General features: G+C 62.4%; 19 protein-coding genes. 9 read left to right on the plus strand and 10 right to left on the minus strand.

The window, feature by feature from the left end; translation table 11 throughout:
- Nucleotides 1-115 precede the first annotated feature (115 nt).
- Both folB and folK read left to right on the plus strand, forming a co-directional pair.
- A complete protein-coding gene (gene folB / locus IE093_RS14950; RefSeq protein WP_189470551.1) occupies nt 116-469 on the plus strand; it encodes a dihydroneopterin aldolase in 354 nt (117 codons plus the stop codon).
- Nucleotides 469-987 carry a 2-amino-4-hydroxy-6-hydroxymethyldihydropteridine diphosphokinase gene (folK, locus tag IE093_RS14955; protein WP_189470553.1) on the plus strand — a complete coding sequence of 173 codons (519 nt, stop codon included), beginning with the start codon at nt 469-471 and terminating at the stop codon, nt 985-987. Before folB ends, folK begins: the two co-directional genes overlap by 1 nt.
- 57 nt (nt 988-1,044) lie before the next feature.
- Here the strand turns inward: folK and IE093_RS14960 are convergent, their stop codons facing one another.
- From IE093_RS14960 to IE093_RS14995, 8 genes are read right to left on the minus strand one after another with little or no spacing between them, the layout of a single operon-like run.
- Entirely contained in the window at nt 1,045-2,187 is a 1,143-nt protein-coding gene (locus IE093_RS14960) for a tRNA nucleotidyltransferase/poly(A) polymerase-related protein (protein WP_189470555.1), read from the minus strand.
- Nucleotides 2,188-2,193: 6 nt separating this feature from the next.
- Nucleotides 2,194-2,523 carry a thiosulfate sulfurtransferase GlpE gene (gene glpE / locus IE093_RS14965; RefSeq protein WP_189470557.1) on the minus strand — a complete coding sequence of 110 codons (330 nt, stop codon included), beginning with the start codon at nt 2,521-2,523 and terminating at the stop codon, nt 2,194-2,196.
- A 59-nt stretch (nt 2,524-2,582) separates the two neighbouring features.
- Nucleotides 2,583-3,398, minus strand: coding sequence for a symmetrical bis(5'-nucleosyl)-tetraphosphatase (locus IE093_RS14970; RefSeq protein ID WP_189470559.1), 816 nt, complete (start codon nt 3,396-3,398; stop codon nt 2,583-2,585).
- 20 nt (nt 3,399-3,418) lie between these two features.
- Nucleotides 3,419-3,814: a Co2+/Mg2+ efflux protein ApaG gene (apaG, locus tag IE093_RS14975; protein ID WP_189470561.1), complete on the minus strand. Its 396-nt coding sequence runs from the start codon at nt 3,812-3,814 to the stop codon at nt 3,419-3,421.
- On the minus strand, nt 3,811-4,614 hold the full coding sequence (rsmA, locus tag IE093_RS14980; protein WP_189470563.1) for a 16S rRNA (adenine(1518)-N(6)/adenine(1519)-N(6))-dimethyltransferase RsmA: 804 nt from the start codon (nt 4,612-4,614) through the stop codon (nt 3,811-3,813). Before rsmA ends, apaG begins: the two co-directional genes overlap by 4 nt.
- A 53-nt stretch (nt 4,615-4,667) precedes the next feature.
- Nucleotides 4,668-5,717: a 4-hydroxythreonine-4-phosphate dehydrogenase PdxA gene (gene pdxA / locus IE093_RS14985; protein ID WP_189470565.1), complete on the minus strand. Its 1,050-nt coding sequence runs from the start codon at nt 5,715-5,717 to the stop codon at nt 4,668-4,670.
- A gap of 16 nt (nt 5,718-5,733) precedes the next feature.
- Complete coding sequence (locus tag IE093_RS14990; protein ID WP_189470567.1) at nt 5,734-7,038, minus strand: peptidylprolyl isomerase; 1,305 nt, start codon at nt 7,036-7,038, stop codon at nt 5,734-5,736.
- Nucleotides 7,039-7,070: 32 nt separating this feature from the next.
- Nucleotides 7,071-9,506 (minus strand): LPS-assembly protein LptD, encoded by a 2,436-nt coding sequence (locus IE093_RS14995; RefSeq protein ID WP_189470569.1) that lies wholly within the window; start codon nt 9,504-9,506, stop codon nt 7,071-7,073.
- 151 nt (nt 9,507-9,657) lie between these two features.
- Here IE093_RS14995 and IE093_RS15000 point away from each other — a divergent pair, with 151 nt between their 5' ends.
- The 4 genes from IE093_RS15000 to speD all read left to right on the plus strand — a co-directional run bounded on the left by IE093_RS15000 (nt 9,658) and on the right by speD (nt 12,894).
- Nucleotides 9,658-10,710 (plus strand): aminoglycoside phosphotransferase family protein, encoded by a 1,053-nt coding sequence (locus IE093_RS15000; RefSeq protein ID WP_189470571.1) that lies wholly within the window; start codon nt 9,658-9,660, stop codon nt 10,708-10,710.
- Nucleotides 10,707-11,387 (plus strand): N-acetylmuramate alpha-1-phosphate uridylyltransferase MurU, encoded by a 681-nt coding sequence (gene murU, locus IE093_RS15005; RefSeq protein ID WP_189470573.1) that lies wholly within the window; start codon nt 10,707-10,709, stop codon nt 11,385-11,387. Before IE093_RS15000 ends, murU begins: the two co-directional genes overlap by 4 nt.
- A gap of 74 nt (nt 11,388-11,461) precedes the next feature.
- Nucleotides 11,462-11,881, plus strand: coding sequence for an OsmC family protein (locus tag IE093_RS15010; RefSeq protein ID WP_189470575.1), 420 nt, complete (start codon nt 11,462-11,464; stop codon nt 11,879-11,881).
- A gap of 218 nt (nt 11,882-12,099) precedes the next feature.
- Nucleotides 12,100-12,894, plus strand: a complete 795-nt coding sequence (speD, locus tag IE093_RS15015; RefSeq protein WP_189470577.1) for an adenosylmethionine decarboxylase — start codon at nt 12,100-12,102, stop codon at nt 12,892-12,894.
- Between the two features lie 153 nt (nt 12,895-13,047).
- On the opposite strand, the gene coq7 is transcribed toward speD, so the two are convergent.
- A complete protein-coding gene (coq7, locus tag IE093_RS15020) occupies nt 13,048-13,689 on the minus strand; it encodes a 2-polyprenyl-3-methyl-6-methoxy-1,4-benzoquinone monooxygenase (RefSeq protein ID WP_189470579.1) in 642 nt (213 codons plus the stop codon).
- Between the two features lie 151 nt (nt 13,690-13,840).
- On the minus strand, nt 13,841-14,182 hold the full coding sequence (locus IE093_RS15025) for a histidine triad nucleotide-binding protein (protein ID WP_189470581.1): 342 nt from the start codon (nt 14,180-14,182) through the stop codon (nt 13,841-13,843).
- Nucleotides 14,183-14,437: 255 nt separating this feature from the next.
- Between IE093_RS15025 and IE093_RS15030 the strand changes: the two genes are divergently transcribed.
- The 3 genes from IE093_RS15030 to IE093_RS15040 are packed head-to-tail and all read left to right on the plus strand — an operon-like array spanning nt 14,438 to nt 17,914.
- Nucleotides 14,438-15,376 (plus strand): ABC transporter substrate-binding protein, encoded by a 939-nt coding sequence (locus tag IE093_RS15030; protein ID WP_189470583.1) that lies wholly within the window; start codon nt 14,438-14,440, stop codon nt 15,374-15,376.
- A 58-nt stretch (nt 15,377-15,434) separates the two neighbouring features.
- On the plus strand, nt 15,435-16,937 hold the full coding sequence (locus IE093_RS15035) for a sugar ABC transporter ATP-binding protein (protein ID WP_189470585.1): 1,503 nt from the start codon (nt 15,435-15,437) through the stop codon (nt 16,935-16,937).
- Entirely contained in the window at nt 16,934-17,914 is a 981-nt protein-coding gene (locus tag IE093_RS15040; RefSeq protein ID WP_189470587.1) for an ABC transporter permease, read from the plus strand. Before IE093_RS15035 ends, IE093_RS15040 begins: the two co-directional genes overlap by 4 nt.
- The last annotated feature ends 10 nt before the right edge of the window (nt 17,915-17,924 follow it).

Below are 17,924 nucleotides of genomic sequence, written 5' to 3' on the forward strand. Positions count from 1 at the left end.
GCGATAGGCAACCGCGCCAATGGCGACGGATGAACGGCACTTCCTATCGTGCGAGCGCCGGGTACCGTACAATTGATGGCCTGCATTCCAGGCACACGAGGGGAAGGAATCGGACATGGACCGCGTGTTGATCGAGTCACTGGCCGTGGACACCGTCATCGGGGTCTATGAATGGGAGCGCCACATCCAGCAACGGCTGGTGCTGGACCTGGAGTTGGCCACCGACATCCGCCCCGCGGCGCGCGATGACGACCTGACGCTGACATTGGATTACGCTGCCATTAGCGAGCGTATCGTCGACTTCGCCGACAAGCACTCCTTCGGCCTGGTGGAAACCTTCGCCGAACGACTGGCGGCGATGCTGCGCGAGGAGTTCGCCATTGCCTGGCTACGCTTGACGGTTCGCAAACCTGGAGCCGTACCCGCCGCCGCAGCAGTGGGCGTTTGCATCGAACGAGGGGAATGCTGATGACCCGGGTGGCAGTCAGCATCGGCAGTAATATCGACCGCGATCATCACGTTCGGGTATGCCTGGACGCACTGCAAGCCAGCTTCGGCGAGCTCTGGGTATCGCGAGTCTTCGAGAGCGTACCGGTCGGCTTCGAGGATGGACGCAACTTCTATAACCTGGTGGCGGTATTCGACAGCCAGCTCTCGGTGGGCGACCTTCAGGCTTGGGGCAAGCGACTGGAATACGCCAACGGCCGGCGCCCAGACAGCCCCAAGTTCAGCCCGCGCACTCTGGATATCGACCTGCTGACGGTGGGGGAACTCACCGGCATCCACGACGGGGTTCAACTGCCTCGTGACGAGATCACCCGTCATGCTTTCGTGCTGCAACCCCTGGCGGAACTATTGCCCGATACGCCCCACCCTCTCTGCGGCATTCCTTACGCCGACTTGTGGGCCACGTTTCCCCGCGACAGCCAGGCATTGTGGCCAGTGGACTTCGTGTGGCAAGGGCGTGTCATTTCCCGGGCGGCATGACGAGATCCAGGGCTAGGACTTGTCCGAAAAGTCGGCCGAGCGATGGCCAGACAAGGCCTAAGAACGGCTGGAAGCCAAGGCGTCATCGATCACTTCCCGACGGCGGCGACGCAACTCTTCTCCCAGTGCCTTGCCCTTGAACCCCTCATCCAGCAGCGCCTGCGGCAGAATCTGCGCAGCCAGCCGCCAGGCCAAAGCCAAGTCGGTGGCTAGCTCCGGGTTTGCGAGACTGACCAGCGCCACTTGGGGCGCCACTCTTTCGGCACGTCGCCAGGCATCGATACCGTCGAGCCACGCCATGACGCGTGCCCCTTCCAGGAGGGCGGGAGCGGCCAACCACAGCCGGTGTGTCAGGGCAGTCTGGTGAGCCAGGTCGTGATAGGCGCGCGGCAAGCGCAGCCGTTCGCCCAAGCGCCGACGCTCCTCGTCATCGAGATGTTCGCACAGCCTGGCCCATCGCCAGCGCTCCCACTGCCCATCCTCTTCAGGCAAACGGTGCAGACGTGCCAGCGCCTCTTCCAGCGCCCTGCAGTCGCGCGCCAGTTCCGGCATCAGCACGGACAGGGCACCGCAATCACTCAAGGCGCGGAAATAAGCTTCGGGGTAGGGTTCACCCAAGGCCTTCTCGGTTTCGACCCAAACTCGCTCGGCCACCAGGTGGTGTATTTCACCGCTTTCGACGAGCTGGCACATCAACGCCCGAGTTTCTTCGGCGATGGCGAAGCCCAAGCCTTGATAGCGAGCCAGGAATCGAGCGGTACGCAGCACCCGTAATGGGTCCTCGACGAACGCTGGTGACACATGACGTAACAAGCGCGCTTCGAGGTCGCGCGCGCCGCCATACGGGTCGACGAGGTGACCGGCCCGATCCTCGGCCATGGCGTTGATGGTCAGGTCGCGTCTCGCCAGGTCATCTTCCAGGGTCACGTCTGGGCTGGCATATACCTGGAAACCGGTGTAGCCGTGCCCCTGCTTGCGCTCGGTACGCGCCAGCGCGTACTCCTCATGGGTCTCGGGATGCAGGAACACCGGAAAGTCACGCCCCACCGGCTTGAAACCGCGCTCCCGCATGGCCTCGGGCGTGGCACCGACCACCACCCAATCGTTGTCATAGACCGGCCAGCCCAGTCGTGCGTCGCGCACCGCACCGCCCACCCGATAGACTTCGAGCCCGGCGAGACGAGGGTCGTCCTGACTCATGGTCGCCTACTTCGCGATGCGAGACGGATGACTCACTGCCCAGTCGCTGAACCCGCCATCCAGGCTATAGACACGGTCGTAGCCCTGCCCGGACAGCCAGACCGCTGCCTGCTGGCTGGAGTTGCCGTGGTAACAGACCACCACTAGGGGTCGCTCACGCGGCGCCTCGTCGAGCAAGGCACCGACACTGGCATTGTCCAAGTGACGGCTGCCGGGAATATGCCCCTGAGCGAAACTCATGGGATCGCGAATGTCCACCAAGGTCAGAGGCTCCTCGGCATCCAGCCATCTGGCCAAGGTGGCGGGGTCGAGATGATCGAAGGCGTTCTGGCTCATGGGGCGTTCTCCTGCAGCGATCGCTGAGAGGGTGTTTGCTGGACAAACATAGCGAATGGTCACGATTGATGAGAATGTCGAGGTTCGCTGACGCGCTCGCCTGTCGTCAGATTCAGAGCGGTCAGACTGCCGCCCCAGACACAACCGGTATCCAGCGCTTCGGCCCGTACCCGGCTTCCGGGGGTACGCCCTTGCAGGGCTGCCCAATGGCCGAAGAGGATTCGCGGATCGTCACTACGCGGGAACGTGAACCAAGGAGCGAAGCCCGCCGGCGCCGAGTCCAACCCTTCCTTGGCGGAAAAATCCAAACGTCCCTCGGCATCGAGGAAACGCATGCGCGTGAAGGCATTGACGATAAAGCGCAGCCGTTCGATGCCATCGAGGTCATCGCGCCATCGCGACGGCTCATTGCCATACATCCGCTCGAGAAAAGTGCCACCGGTATCGCTCGATAGCCGTCGCTCGACTTCCCTCGCCAATTCGATAGCCTGAGAGAGAGGCCACTGGGGCAGCAGCCCGGCATGGGCCATCGCCCACTCTCCCTCGACCAACAGCAGTGGCCGGGATTGCAACCAGTCGAGCAAGATACCACTGTCCGGTGCCTCGAGAATCGCCGCCAGGGTATCCTTGCTCTTGAGATCGGCGCCGCCCCGGGCCACGGCCAGCAGATGCAGGTCGTGGTTACCCAGTACGACTTGCGCCGCATCACCGAGCGCCATCACCTCGCGCAGACAGGTCAGCGACTCGGGACCGCGATTGACCAGGTCGCCGACCAGCCACAAACGATCCCGGGCGGGATCGAACGCCAGACGTTCCAGCAACGCCAGGAACTCGGCGTGGCAACCTTGCAGGTCTCCGATCGCATACGTCGTCATGCTGCTCCTCTTCGTGACGGTCAGTGCACCTGATTGGGGCCGGCCAGGCGAAACGGGGAAATCCTGACCTCGAAGGCCTGTTGCGAATGGGCCTCAACGCAGGTGTAGGCCCCCTCCATGACACCTACCGGGCATTCGAGCACCGCCCGGCTGGTATAGCGAAAGGTCTGCCCGGGCCCGATCAGCGGCTGCTTGCCGACCACGCCCTTGCCGCGTACCTCCTGAACCTTGCCACTTCCCTGAGTGATCTTCCAGTAACGCGCCAGGAGCTGCACGCTATGCAGCGAGTGGTTGTGCACGGTAATCGCATAGCTGAACACATAGCGCTGCTCGGCCGGCGAGGACTCTGCCTCGCGGTAGGTAGGCTCCACGTGTACTCGGATGGTCGCCGACAGATCATTGGCGGAATCCTTCATGACACGCCTCCTGCCAAGTGATTGGCGATACGCACGAACTCCTCTACCGTTAGTGTCTGCGGTCGCCGGCCGGGATCGATGTCCAGTGCCGCCAAGGTGGTGGCGTCGATATGACCCTTGAGATTATTACGCAGCGTCTTGCGTCGCTGGGAAAACGCCTGGCGCACCAGATCGAACAATTGGCGCTCGTCGCTGGCCGGGTGCGGCAATTCGGCATGGGGCGTCAGACGCACGATCGACGAATCAACCTTGGGCCGGGGCACGAAGGCCTCCGGCGGCACCACGAACAACGACTCGACCCGGCAATGATACTGAGCCATCACCGACAGCCGCCCCCAGTCGGCACCGCCGGGGCTGGCCGCTAGCCGCTCGACCACCTCCTTCTGCAACATGAAGTGCATGTCGGCGATGGCGTCGCCGGCATCCAGCAGATGCACGATCAAGGGAGTGGAAATGTTATAGGGCAGATTGCCCACCACGCGCAGTGGGGGACCATTCCCCCTGAGTTCGGCGAAGTCGACCTTGAGAGCATCGCCCTCGTGAATGATGAAGCCAGGATAGTTGAAGAACTGCACCCGGAGCCCCGGAATCAGATCCCGATCGAGTTCGATGACTTCGAGATGTCCCGTGGCCTCGAGCAAGGGCTCGGTCAGCGCCCCCTGGCCAGGGCCTATCTCCACCAGCCGTTCTCCCGAGCGGGGGCCGATGGCGCGCACGATACGCGAGATGACACCAGGGTCACGCAGGAAATTCTGGCCGAAGCGTTTGCGAGCCCGGTGCATCGGAGGGCGAGAAGACATGCGCTCAGGTGTCCTTTTCAGGTAACGGTCGAAAAAAGAAACGGACCAAGGGCTCAACCTCCCCGCCGCGCCATCTCGGCGGCGAGCGCCACGGCGACTCTCAGGCTGCCCGGATCGGCGATGCCCTTGCCAGCTAGATCCAGCGCCGTGCCATGATCCACCGAGGTGCGCACGATCGGCAACCCCAGGGTGATATTGGCGCCACTTCCAAAACCAGCATACTTCAATACCGGTAGCCCTTGATCATGATACATGGCCAGCACCGCATCGGCGCCCTCGAGATGACGGGGGGTAAACAGCGTATCGGCCGGCAACGGCCCCTCGAGATCGAGCCCCTGTTCACGCAACCGCGCCAGCGTCGGCGTGATGATCTCGAGCTCTTCCCGGCCCAGGTGCCCATCTTCACCAGCATGGGGATTCAGGCCACAGACGACGATGTGAGGAGCGTCGATACCGAAATGACGGCGCAGGTCGCCATCGAGGATCCGCAGTACACGCTCGAGACGCGTAGCGGTGATGGCGTCGGCAACCTCGCGCAGCGGCAAGTGCGTGGTGGCCAGGGCCACCCGCAGTGCACAGCGAGGCTCCCCGGCCACCCTTCCATGCAGCGCTGCATCGGTGGCCAGCATCATCACTACCTCATCGACGCCACAGGCATCGCGCAGATATTCGGTATGCCCAGTAAAGCCGATATGACCGCCGTCGATGATCGCCCCCTTGTGCACCGGCGCGGTGACCATGGCGTCGGCATGGCCGTCACGGCATGCGGCGATCGCCACATCGAGGGTTTCCAGCACATAGGCGCCGTTGGCTGGCTCGAGTACACCGGGATGCGATGGGACACGCAAGGCAACCGGCCATACCGGCAGCACGCCGGGGCGAGGATCCCGCGGCATGCGACCGGGGGCCGACACTTCGATCTCGATACCGAGCCCCAGGCGCTCGGCGCGCTCGGCCAACATCCCGGGATCACCGATCGCGACCAGCGTGGCCGGCAGCGGCTTGCCCGAAGACGCCAGCATCAGCGTCAGTTCCGGGCCGACACCAGCCGGCTCGCCGGTGGTCAAGGCCACCATCGGCGTATTGGAAATGGAAGACGTCATCGAGACCCAACCAACGTTAGAGACGCTTTTCGATGAAGGCGTCGGCACGAATTTCCTGCAACCAGGCTTCCAGCTCATCGTTCACCTTGCGCTGGAACAGGGTTTCCCGCACCTGGCGACGCTGTGCTTCGCGGGTCACGTCCTGCTGACGGCGCTCGTCGACGACGATGATATGATAACCAAAACGAGAGCGCACCGGCTGGGAGATTTCCCCCACCTCGAGGGCATTCATGGCCTCTTCGAAGGCCGGCACCGTCTGCCCCGGGCGCAGCCACCCCAACTCCCCGCCATTGAGTGCGCTGCCACTGTCGTCGCTGAACTGCTGAGCCAAGGCGGCGAAATTCTCGCCATTGACCAGTCGCTGGCGGATCTGGTTGGCCAGCGCCTCGGCACGCTGCTCATCACGATTGGGAGTGGTCTCTATCAGGATATGCCTTGCGCGGTGCTCCCGGACCACCGCCTGTTGCGCTCCGCCTTCACGATCGACGAGCTTGACCAAGTGAAAGCCACTGGTGCTGCGCAACGGCTCGCTGACCTCGCCGACCTCGAGGTGCGGTACGACATCGGCGAAGAGACTTGGCAGTTCGCCGTCACGGCGCCACCCCAGGTCGCCACCGTTCAGCGCCTGGCCACCGTCGGACTCAGCGGCGGCCAACTCGGCGAAGTCGGCACCTGCCGCTAGTTCGCTGGCGAGTCGCTGGATCTTGTTTTGGGCCTCGCTCACCTCTGAACTGCTCGGTGACTGAGGCAAAGCCACCAGGATATGCGCCAGACGATAGCGGGCATCCCGGTTGGCACCCTGGCGTTCCAGATAACGATCGACCTCACGGTCAGAGATATTGACACGGCTGGCCACACGGCGCTGCTGCAGTTGACGCATCAGCATCTCGCGGCGGACTTCCTCGCGCACCCCCGCCAGCGTCAAGCCATCGGCCTCCAGTGCATCGGCGAACTGCTCAAGCGTCATGCCATTGCTCTCGGCGATACCACGCACGGTACGGTTGAGTTCGGTATCGTCGACGCTGAGGTTGGCCTCCTCGGCCATCTGCAACTGGATTTCCTCGAGAATCATGCGATCCAGCACCTGACTGCGCAGGGCCTGCTCCGAAGGCGGGCTAATGCCGCGCCCAGTCAACTGGCTACGTGCCTGTTCGACCCGCTCTTCAAGCTCGCTGGCCATGATGGCCCCTTGGTTGACCACCGCCACGATGCGGTCCAGTGGCTGGATGGCCTGCGCCAGCGCCACCACGGGCGCCAATGCCAAGGCGAGCGCCAGGCCCAGCGGGGCGAGTATTCGACTGCGCATAGATTCCTCGTTCATGTCATTTCGGTTGATCGTCGCCACCGGGCATCTCAGAAGGCAGTGGCCCGATAGCCGGGGATGGCTTCTTCGAAATAGGTGTCGGCTCCTTGCCCCACACCGCCAAGTCCCTTGAAGACGAAGCGCAGGAAGATACCACGGTCGGTGAAATCGTCCTCAATGGTATTGGCGGTATCGTTATCCTCGATCCACTCCCGCCACACGAGCTGCACGCCGTAACAGCAGTCGTTCCATTGCACCCCGGCAAGCTGATCCAGAGCCCGGTCGTTGGTGTTGTCGTAGAGAAAGCGACCGATCATGTCCACACGCGGATTGAGTCGATAAGCGAAGGAAACGTCGTAATCCTCGCGGTTGAAGCCCAGCCGATCCTCCGCGTCACCGGAAGGATCGAACCCTTGGAGCTCCCAACGATAGCCAAGGTTCAACACATGCCCGCGAGGGTCACGATATCGTAGTCCGACCGAACTCCGCTCGGTGCGGCTGAGATCGTCGTCGTACAGCCACTCGTAGCGGGTGCTCCAGCGGTCGGTGACCTGCCAGTCGAGCCGCGTGACCACTGGCGAGCGCTCACGGGTAGCCTGATAGAACCGCTCGAAGTTACGCTCGGGAGGCAGGGTATCGGGGTCCCCGGCTATGTCGATCGTACGGTCGTCGAAGAACACCGCCTGCCCCACCCCCAGGGAGAAGCGCTGGCGGCCGGTATCGTCCTCGAGAAACCGGGTGGTGGCCGCGTAGGAGAGGCGGTTGAGGTCGCCGACACGGTCCGAGCCGGTGAAGCGATATGGCGACCACAATTGATTCCAGGAGAACGCCCGCTCGTCAGTGTCGAAATCGGGGAACTCGCTCTGGTCGCGGGTCGGCACGTAAGCATAGTTGAGTCGCGGCTCCAGGGTCTGGAGATAGCCCTCGCCACGGATGTCGAGCTCACGCTCGAAAATCAAGCCGGCATCGACGGTCGATACCGGCACCGTGCGTGACGGCGTCGTGTCGAAGTCGGTCTGGCGCTCGCCATAATCGAGCTCGTAGGCGGTATGCAGCATCTCGACACGCGGCTCGAGAAAGCCCCAGCTCGGCTCGGCGCGCCAGCCCACTGCCGGCGACAGGTGCAGCCGGCCGCCAACGGCCGACTCGCGCAATGGTACGCGTGTCTCGTCAACGTCACGCCAGAAGTAGGTGGCGTTGGAGCGCCACTGTTGATAGAAGCCGTTGTCCTGGCGCCAGCGTGCATTGGCGGTCAGGCTCGGCAGCCGGTAGAACGGCTTGTTGCGATCGAGCAGCGGCTCCTCGAGTTTCTGGAAGCCTTGCGCACGCGCCTCGAGCTGCCACAGGCTGCCACGATAGTCGAGCCGTGCCAGGCGCAGCAGATTGTTGGTCTCGCGCTCACCGAAGCTGCGCCCGAAATCGTCGAAGTAACGGCCGTCGCTGGCGCTGCCATAGCGCAGGTTGTAGCGCAAGCGTGGCGAGAAGCGACCGACATGTTGATAGTCGACGTACCAACGGTCCTCGCCCTCGAAGCGTCGCGAAGAGACATCGGGGTCTCTGTCGCTGCCCCCTTTGTCGCTGGACAGGAAGGCTCCCTCGAACGTACCGGCATCGCTGGGGAACAGGTAACGGAATTCCCCTCCCAGCAACAACCCATGCTCGGTGAGCCAGCGTGGGGTGATGGTGGCATCATAGTTCGGTGCCAGGTTGAGGTAGTAAGGCTGGGCGTAGTCGAATGAATCGCTGGACAGCCCCAATGCCGGCCACAGGAAGCCGGTCTGGCGGCGGTCATCGATGGGGAAACGCACCCAAGGCCAGTAGAAGACCGGCACCCGACTGACCTCCAGGCGCGCATGACGGGCCGTACCGAAACCACTCTCACGATCGAGCACGATATCGTTGCTGACCAGGCGCCATAGGTCGTCGCCCGGCTCGCAGGTGGTGAAACTTGCCTCGGTCAAGCGATAGCGACCATCTTCCAGGCGCTGCAGCCGCTGGGCATCGCCCCGCAGGCGATGGTCATGAACCACATAGTGGGCCGTATCGACTTGGGCGGCATCGCTTTCGAGGGATACCTCGGCATCATCACCGCGCACCAACAGGCCTTGATCGCGCAATGCCAGCGGGCCCGAGGCGAAGGCACGGTCGCGTTCGGCATTGACCCGCACCTGGGGCGCTTCGAGCTGACTGTCGTTACGACGCAGGATCACTTCGCCGCCGAGAATCGTCTCACCATCCGCACCGTAGCTGGCGGTATCGGACACCGCGCGCACCTGTGCGGGAACGTCACCGGGCGGCAGCCGGTACTCGGGCATCACGTAACGACCGCGACACAGTGCGTCGGGGGGCACGTCCTCTCCCCACGCTTGCCAATCCAGCATGCCGGCGGGCAAGGGCTCTGGAGGTGCGGCCAAAACAGGGCTGATCGACAGGCCGATACCACTTACCATTCCGGCCAGTACAGTCCAGTAGTGTCGCTTGCCCATCTTCCTCGGTGTCCTTGACGAATGGAATCGGTATTATACAGGCCGCACGTTGCACGTCTTCCCTGCATAGCCTCGCCTTGAGCACGGCAGGGGCCAGCATGCGGCGCTGCCATCAGTCCGTCAACCGAGATCACCCGAGCAAGGACCGAGGATGCTACAGGCCACTCCCCCCGAGCGACTCGACAAGATGCGCCACTGGATCGCCCAGCGCCAAGCCCTGGCCCCATCCGACGTCTCATTGCGCCTGGCCGCCGGCGATGCCAGCTTTCGCCGCTATTTCCGCCTGACGCTGCCCGACGGCGGCACCCGTATGGTGATGGACGCACCGCCGTTCCAGGAAAGCGACAACACACTCCGCTTCGTGACCATCGCCCAGGAATGGCGACGGGCGGGGCTCCCGGTACCGCACCTCTACATCGCGGATCAGGAAGCCGGCTTCGTGGAACTCGAGGACCTAGGCGACACCGCTCTGCAACAGAACTTTACCGGCATCGACGACCCGGCGACCCTGGCCTGGCACGAGCGTGCCATCGAACTGCTCGAACGGCTCCAGTCACACGCGCCGATCGCGACACTTCCTCCTTATGACGAGGCGCTGTTGGGACGCGAACTCGACCTGTTTCCCGAATGGTGCCTCGAGCGACTGCTGGGTATCACTCCCCCCAGCACCTGGCATGAGCTGCGCCAGACCCTGATCGATGATGCCCTGCGACAGCCGAGCGTCGCAGTGCATCGTGACTTCGATGCCATGAACCTGATGGTCCGCGATGATGCCCTGTATCTGATCGATTTCCAGGATGCAGTGGCCGGCCCACTGACCTACGACCTGATCTCGTTGTTGCGTGGCCGTTACTGCCGTTTCAACGAGGCTCGCTACGCAGCCTGGATCGAGGCCTTTCGTCGGCGGGCAATCGCTGACGGCCGCCTGGATAGCGACATCGATACCGAGACATTCCGCTACCTGGCCGACGCCATGGCCGCCCAGCGCTCGCTCAAGGTACTTGGCATCTTCTGCCGGCTGACATTACGCGACAACAAGGCCGGCTATCTGGCACGATTGCCACACTTCCTCGCTCACTTGCAGGACAGCCTGGCCCCTTGGCCAGTCTTCGATGACGTCAGTGCCTGGCTCGTGGATTCCTTCGCCCCAGCGTTGAATGCCGAGCTACAATGCCGCGGCATCACCACAGGAGGGGCATCATGAAGGCCATGATCCTTGCCGCTGGCCTCGGCACACGCATGCGCCCCCTGACCGACCATTGCCCCAAGCCACTGTTGCCGGTGGCCGGCAAGCCGTTGATCGTACATCACCTGGAACGCCTGGCCGCGGCCGGCATCCACGAGGTGGTGATCAATGTCAGCTATCGTGCCGAGCAAATCATCGACACCTTGGGCGATGGCCACCAGCACGGGATTTCCATTGCCTGGAGCCGCGAGGACTCGCCGCTGGAAACCGGCGGAGGCATTCGCCAGGCACTGCCCCTGCTGGGTGAAGCCCCCTTCCTGCTGGTCAACGGCGACATCTGGTGCGATGCCGATTTGAATGATCTGCCGCAACTAGGCAACGACCTGGCCCACCTGTGGCTGGTCGACAACCCCGATCATCATCCCGAAGGCGATTTCCATCTCGATACCAACTGCCGAGTGCACGAGTCAGGCACGCCGCGCCTGACCTTCGCCGGAATCAGCCTGATCGCCCCGGCGCTGGTCGCCGACCGGCCACCCGGCGCTTTCGCCCTGGCCCCGCTGCTGCGTCGCGCCATCGCCGACGGCCGCGTGGGAGGCCGCCACCATCGCGGCCAGTGGATCGATGTCGGCACTCCGGAGCGTCTGCGACGGCTCGACGCCTGGCTGAGCGACACGAACCAATCTCGCGGCTGAGCCCGGTGCCCCAGCGGTGCTATGCTGCGCCCATAGCGATAATGACATTCACCTCTACCAAGGAACCCCTGCCCATGAAAGCCAGTATCAAGTGGACCGATGGTCGCCAGTTCGTCGCTGAGTCGGGGAGCGGCCATAGCGTGGTCATCGACGGCCCCCCCGAGCACGGCGGACGCAATACCGGTCCAAGACCCATGGAAATGATGCTGATGGGCATGGGCGCCTGCACTGCCTTCGACGTGCTGCAGATCCTTGAAAAGTCGCGCGCGCCGGTCAGCGACTGCGTGGCGAGCCTCGAGGCCGAGCGCGCCGACGAGACGCCTAGCGTGTTCACCAAGATTCACGTGCACTTCACGGTCAGCGGCACGGGGCTCAAGGAGGCCCACGTCAAGCGTGCCGTGGAGCTATCCGCGGAGAAGTATTGCAGCGCCTCGATCATGCTCGCCAGAGGCGGTGTCGAAGTGTCACATTCCTATACTATTGTCGAGGACTGAGCGAAGTGAGGCGGTCGGCCGCGACCGTGACAAAAAAATCTTCTCGGGCGGGTGCGCCGCCCGCGCGGGATGTGCATAATACGCGGCTTCGTTCACCAACGAAGACGTAGATTCATGATGCCGGAATATCCCGTTCGGCCATGGATTTCTCGTTTTCGATGTGGGTTCCGGCGCAGGCTCGTCGGGTAGCACTCACCTACCATCAGGGAGGCTCGGAAGTGACCGATAATCTCCGACTCCATGGGTTCAACAACCTGACCAGCTCGCTGAGCTTCAACATCTACGATATCTGCTATGCCAAGACCGAAGAGCAGCGCAAGGCTTATATCGACTATATCGACGAGCTGTACAACGCCGAGCGCCTGACGCAGATATTGAAGGATGTGACCAATATCATCGGCGCCCATGTGCTCAATATCGCTCGCCAGGATTACGAGCCCCATGGCGCCAGCGTGACCATCCTGATTGCCGAGCACGAACTGGACGAGACCAATCCGGAGCAGGTCGAGCCAGGGCCGGGTCCACTACCGGAAACCGTGGTCGGCCACCTGGACAAGAGCCATGTGACGGTGCACAGCTATCCCGAGTCGCACCCCGACAACGGCATCAGCACCTTCCGCCTGGACATCGACGTCTCGACCTGCGGCATGATCAGCCCGCTGAAGGCGCTGAACTACCTGATCCACAGCTTCGACTCCGATATCGTCACCATGGACTACCGCGTCCGAGGCTTCACTCGCGACGTCGACGGCAAGAAGCTGTTCATCGACCACGACATCACCTCGATCCAGGACTACCTGGCCGAGGACACCAAGAACGCCTACCAGATGGTCGATGTCAACGTCTATCAGGAAAACATGTTCCACACCAAGATGCTGCTCAAGGACTTCGAGCTGAACAACTACCTGTTCGGCACATCGAGCCGCGACCTCACGTTCGAGGAAGCTCGCAATATCGAGGACCGCCTGCGCAAGGAAATGCTCGAGATCTTCTACTCGCGCAACCTGGACTGAGACGGAAGACGGAAGACGGAAGACGGAAGACGGAAGACGGAAGACGGAAGACGGAAGACGGAAGACAAGGATAGCTTCGTCCAGGAATCGAAAACCCCGCCAGGCACAGCTTGACGGGGTTTTCTTCTTTCTTGCGCCTTCCTCTCTTACCCCTCAGATTCGATAAACGCTCTTGGTCATCACCTTGGACATCAGACGCATGCCCAACTTCACCGGCAATGGGAAGCGTGCGCCACCGGCTTCCAGCGCCCAACGTTCGTGATGGGCCTCGTCCTCGCGCATCTGCTCGAGTATCTTCCGCGAGCGGCGGTCGCCGGCAGGCATTTGTCGCAGGTGATCGTCGAGATGCTTGCCGACCTGCTCTTCAGTGGCGGCGACGAAGCCCAGACTGACCCGGTCGCCCACCGCACCGGCCACGGCACCCAATCCGAAGGAAGCGGCATAGAACACCGGATTCAGCACGCTGGTGTGGCCATGCAGCTCCTGTAGGCGGGCATCGCACCAAGCCAGGTGATCGATCTCCTCCTGGGCAGCCTGTTCCATCTGCTCGCGCATGTCCGCGAGCTTGGCGGTCAACCCCTGGCCCTGATAGAGCGCCTGGGCGCATACCTCGCCCGTGTGGTTGATGCGCATCAATCCCACCGCATGCTCGCGTTCGGCCTCGTTCATCGGTTCGTCGACGATATCCGTCGCCGGTGACGGCCGTGACGGCTGGGCCGCGTGGGGCACCAGGGTTCGCAGCACGGTATCGAATTGATGGATCAAGCGGTCGGCACGTGAAAGCTGACGCGTCATGGTGGCATCCCTGTGGCTGATGGCAACCATTCTACCTTGCCCTTGGCTCGGAATGAACGAGGCCCCGAAAACGGGGCCTCACGGTAAACAGGATGCACCGATGCGTCGTCCGCTTGATTCGCCGCGCCTCGTTCGGGTCGAACGGCGCCAGCTACCCAGCCGGCCATGTGAAGCGCCGACCGCCCATCAGGTGCATATGTATATGGTAGACCGTTTGGCCGCCCTTTTCATTGCAATTCAGTACCACTCGATAGCCATCCTCGGCAAAGCCGTATTCCTTGGCCAGCTTGGCCGCAGCGAACGACAACCGCCCCACCAGCGGCAGATTGTCTTCCTCCAGATCATTCAAGGTGGCGACATGTTGCTTGGGGACGAGCAGCACATGAGTCGGCGCCTGGGGATTGATGTCGTTGAACGCCAGAACATCCTCGTCTTCATAGACGATGTCGGCGGGAATATCGCGATTGATGATCTTGCAGAACAAGCAGTCCATGGATCACTCCAGTTCGAATTGAGGCTGAATGATGCCGTCAGGGCAAGAGGTTACCCTCGCACGGCACTGTTGTCAGTCCATATGCTCTGTCATCGGTGCCAGACAGGGCCCCGCTTGCCGAACTAGACATTGGTCGAAAGCCTGTTGACCTACCATCAGGAGCCACCTAGCCTGCGAAATGTTGACGTTAACATTTATGTGATGTCAGCACCCACTCACCCCACAAGCGATACAAGAACAAGCCTGGAGCACACCATGACATTCCGCGAGATCACAGGATATTTCTGCAAGACCGCCCTCATCGCCGCCTGCTCGGCCACCATGGCCACGGGCACCGCGGTGGCCGATGACCATAGCCTGAAAATCGGCATGTCCTTTCAAGAGCTCAACAACCAGTACTTCGTGACCATGCAAGAGGCGCTAGAGGCCGCTGCCGATAGCCTCGGGGCCGAGCTAATCATCACCGATGCCCGCCATGACGTGGCCAAGCAAGTCAACGACGTCGAGGACATGGTCCAGCGCGGCATCGATATCCTGCTGCTCAACCCCACTGACTCGGTGGGTGTCGAAACGGCGGTGCTGGCCGCCGAGCAAGCCGGCGTAACCACAGTCGCGATCGATGCTCAAGCCAACGGTCCCGTGGACGGCTTCGTGGGCTCGAAGAACTTCGACGCCGGCTACAAGGCTTGTGACTACCTGGCCCAGCAACTCGGCGGTGAAGGCCAGGTAGCCCTGCTGGACGGCATTCCGGTAGTGCCGATTCTGCAGCGCATCGAAGGCTGCACGGCCGCCCTCGACGAATACACCGGCATCGAGATCGTCGACAAGCAGAATGGGCGCCAGGAACGCACCCATGCCATGACGGTGACGGAGAACATCATCCAGGCTCATCCCGATCTCAACGGCCTGTTCAGCGTCAATGACATCGGTTCCCTGGGGGCGCTGATCGCCATCGAAGCCGGCGGCAAGGACATCAAGCTGGTCAGCGTCGACGGTCATCCCGAAGCCATCGAGGCAATCAAGCGTCCCGATTCCGCCTTCATCGCCACCTCGGCGCAATACCCCCGCGACATGGTGCGCCTGGGTCTCGGCCTGGGCCTGGCCAAGCACTGGGGTGCCAGCACCGCACCCGCGGAAATTCCCATCGATGTGGAACTGATCGATCGAGAAAAAGCCGCCAACTTCAGCTGGTAATCCCTACCGCAGACGCTGACAACGTGTGCCGCCAGCGGCGGCACACGAGGGTATCCCCATGACACCATTACTTTCCCTGAGACACATCTCGAAGTCGTTCCCCGGGGTCCGGGCCTTGCACGATGTGTCGCTCGATGTCCACGCCGGCGAGGTGCATGCCTTGCTCGGCGAGAACGGGGCCGGCAAATCGACCCTGATGAAGATCCTCTGCGGTATCTACCGCCAGGACGAGGGCAAGATCGTCATCGACGGCAAGGCCTGCGACTTCCACGGCTATCAGGATGCCCTGGAGGCCGGTGTGGGCATCATCTTTCAGGAATTCAGTCTGATCCCCGACCTGGATGCCGTGGATAACATCTTCCTGGGTCGCGAACTGCGCAACGGTGTCGGCCTGCGCGATCGCCGGCGCATGGAACGGGAAGCCGCCAAGCTGTTCACGCGACTCAAGGTATCGATCCCGCTGGATTGCCCGATCGCCGAGCTGAGCGTCGCCGACCAGCAGTTCATCGAGATCGCCAAGGCACTGTCGCTGAATGCCCGCATCCTGGTCCTCGACGAGCCGACCGCGACACTGACACCGAGCGAAGCCGACCACCTGTTCACCATCATGCGCGAGTTGCGCGACCAAGGGGTCGGCATGGTGTTCATTTCGCATCATATGGAGGAGATCTTCACCATTTGCGATCGCGTCACTGTGATGCGTGATGGCGAGAAGATCGATGATTGCGACATCGAGTCGACCACCGCCGATGACTTGATCGAAAAGATGGTCGGCCGGCGCGTCGAGAACATCTTTCCCGAGCACCGCTGCGATGCCGACTGGAAAGATGTGGTGCTGGACATCGAAGCTCTGCGCCTCGACACCAACAGTCCCGAACACTCGCTCAAGCTGCACCGCGGCGAGATCCTCGGCTTTGCCGGCTTGGTGGGCTCCGGACGGACGGAACTGGCCATGGGACTGATCGGCGCGACCCGTCCCGCTTACGCCAGGGTGCGCGTGGAAGGCAAACCGGTCAGGCTGCGCCATCCCGCCACGGCCCTCGAGCAGGGCATCGGTCTGCTGCCGGAAAGCCGCAAGACTCAGGGGCTGATCCTGCCGTTCTCGTGTCGCGACAACATCTCCTTGAACAATATGACGCAATTCCGGGGGGCGCTACCACTGATCAAACGACGCCAGGAATCACACACCGCCGGTAAATTGATGCAAGCAGTCCGCGTCAAGGCGCCCAGCCCCGAAACCCCGGTGAGCGATCTCAGTGGCGGCAACCAGCAGAAGGTAGTCATTGCCCGCTGGTTGGGCCATCAGTGCAAGGTCCTGATCTTCGACGAACCGACTCGCGGCATTGACGTCGGTGCCAAGTCCGAGATCTATACCCTAATGAAGGAGCTCACCGCCCAAGGCGTGTCGATCATCATGATCTCCTCGGAACTACCCGAAGTGCTCGGCCTGTGTGACCGCGCCGCAGTTTTCTACCACGGCAGGATTGCCGCCGAACTGCAGGGCAAAGACCTCAACTCACAATCCATCATGCATCATGCCACGGGGGGACTCAGCTCATGAGCCAGCTCGCCTCAACACCTGGCACCGCCTATCAGTCACTCAGCCTGCGACTGGCCCGGTGGCGCCGCACCCCTATCTTCTACCCACTGATCGGTTTCATTGTCGTGTTCATCGCGATGGCGGTGATCAATGACAACTTCCTGACTTCGAGCAACATGGTCAACCTGGCTCGCCAAGCGTCGATCATCGCCATCATCGCCGCCGGAATGAGCCTGGCCATTCTCACCGGGGGTATCGACCTGTCGGTTGGTCCGGTGATGGCCCTCTCGGGTACGGTCATGGCCGGCCTCATGGTCGCCGGCGTCCCGCCAGTACTGGCCATCGTGATCGGGCTACTGGTGGGTGCCGCCTTCGGCGCCGCCAATGGCGTCTTCGTCGCCTTCGCCGGCATGCCACCGATCATCGTAACCCTGGCTACCATGGGCATCGCCCGCGGGCTGGGGCTGATCTATACCGGGGGTTATCCCATTTCCGGCTTGCCTCAGGAATTCGCCTTCTTCGGGCGCGGCAGCCTGGCCGGCATCGAGATGCCGATCCTGATCATGATTGGCGTCTATGCCATCGGCTATGTACTGCTCAGCCATACCGCCACTGGCCGTTACCTGTATGCCATCGGCGGCAACGAGGAAGCCACCCGACTGTCCGGCATCCGTGTCTCGCGCTACAAGCTGCTGGTCTACACCCTGAGCGGCACGACCGCGGCCATTGCCGGACTGATCCTGACCTCGCGCCTGATGAGCGGCCAACCCAATGCTGGGGTCGGCTTCGAGCTCGACGCCATCGCCGCCGTGGTACTGGGCGGCGCCGCCATCACCGGTGGTCGCGGCATGATCCTCGGCACGCTGGTTGGCGCCCTGCTACTCGGCGTCCTAAACAACGGCCTCAACCTGATGGGAGTATCGCCATACCTCCAGAACGTCATCAAGGGCTGCATCATCCTGCTGGCCATCTACATCAGCCGCAAGCGCACGCCTTGACCCTCGTGCG

This window comes from Litchfieldella qijiaojingensis (assembly GCF_014651875.1).
GTDB lineage: Bacteria > Pseudomonadota > Gammaproteobacteria > Pseudomonadales > Halomonadaceae > Litchfieldella > Litchfieldella qijiaojingensis.

Excerpts from the sequence above, each read along its gene's own strand:
- IE093_RS15040 (WP_189470587.1), top strand. The coding sequence starts at position 16,934 with ATGAGCCAGCTCGCCTCAACACCTGGCACCGCCTATCAGTCACTCAGC.
- glpE (WP_189470557.1), bottom strand. The coding sequence starts at position 2,523 with ATGAGCCAGAACGCCTTCGATCATCTCGACCCCGCCACCTTGGCCAGA.
- IE093_RS14970 (WP_189470559.1), bottom strand. The coding sequence starts at position 3,398 with ATGACGACGTATGCGATCGGAGACCTGCAAGGTTGCCACGCCGAGTTC.
- IE093_RS15010 (WP_189470575.1), top strand. The coding sequence starts at position 11,462 with ATGAAAGCCAGTATCAAGTGGACCGATGGTCGCCAGTTCGTCGCTGAG.
- murU (WP_189470573.1), top strand. The coding sequence starts at position 10,707 with ATGAAGGCCATGATCCTTGCCGCTGGCCTCGGCACACGCATGCGCCCC.
- IE093_RS14990 (WP_189470567.1), bottom strand. The coding sequence starts at position 7,038 with ATGAACGAGGAATCTATGCGCAGTCGAATACTCGCCCCGCTGGGCCTG.
- IE093_RS15030 (WP_189470583.1), top strand. The coding sequence starts at position 14,438 with ATGACATTCCGCGAGATCACAGGATATTTCTGCAAGACCGCCCTCATC.
- pdxA (WP_189470565.1), bottom strand. The coding sequence starts at position 5,717 with ATGACGTCTTCCATTTCCAATACGCCGATGGTGGCCTTGACCACCGGC.
- IE093_RS15025 (WP_189470581.1), bottom strand. The coding sequence starts at position 14,182 with ATGGACTGCTTGTTCTGCAAGATCATCAATCGCGATATTCCCGCCGAC.
- IE093_RS14960 (WP_189470555.1), bottom strand. The coding sequence starts at position 2,187 with ATGAGTCAGGACGACCCTCGTCTCGCCGGGCTCGAAGTCTATCGGGTG.
- folB (WP_189470551.1), top strand. The coding sequence starts at position 116 with ATGGACCGCGTGTTGATCGAGTCACTGGCCGTGGACACCGTCATCGGG.
- apaG (WP_189470561.1), bottom strand. The coding sequence starts at position 3,814 with ATGAAGGATTCCGCCAATGATCTGTCGGCGACCATCCGAGTACACGTG.
- IE093_RS15000 (WP_189470571.1), top strand. The coding sequence starts at position 9,658 with ATGCTACAGGCCACTCCCCCCGAGCGACTCGACAAGATGCGCCACTGG.
- coq7 (WP_189470579.1), bottom strand. The coding sequence starts at position 13,689 with ATGACGCGTCAGCTTTCACGTGCCGACCGCTTGATCCATCAATTCGAT.
- IE093_RS14995 (WP_189470569.1), bottom strand. The coding sequence starts at position 9,506 with ATGGGCAAGCGACACTACTGGACTGTACTGGCCGGAATGGTAAGTGGT.
- folK (WP_189470553.1), top strand. The coding sequence starts at position 469 with ATGACCCGGGTGGCAGTCAGCATCGGCAGTAATATCGACCGCGATCAT.
- IE093_RS15035 (WP_189470585.1), top strand. The coding sequence starts at position 15,435 with ATGACACCATTACTTTCCCTGAGACACATCTCGAAGTCGTTCCCCGGG.
- rsmA (WP_189470563.1), bottom strand. The coding sequence starts at position 4,614 with ATGTCTTCTCGCCCTCCGATGCACCGGGCTCGCAAACGCTTCGGCCAG.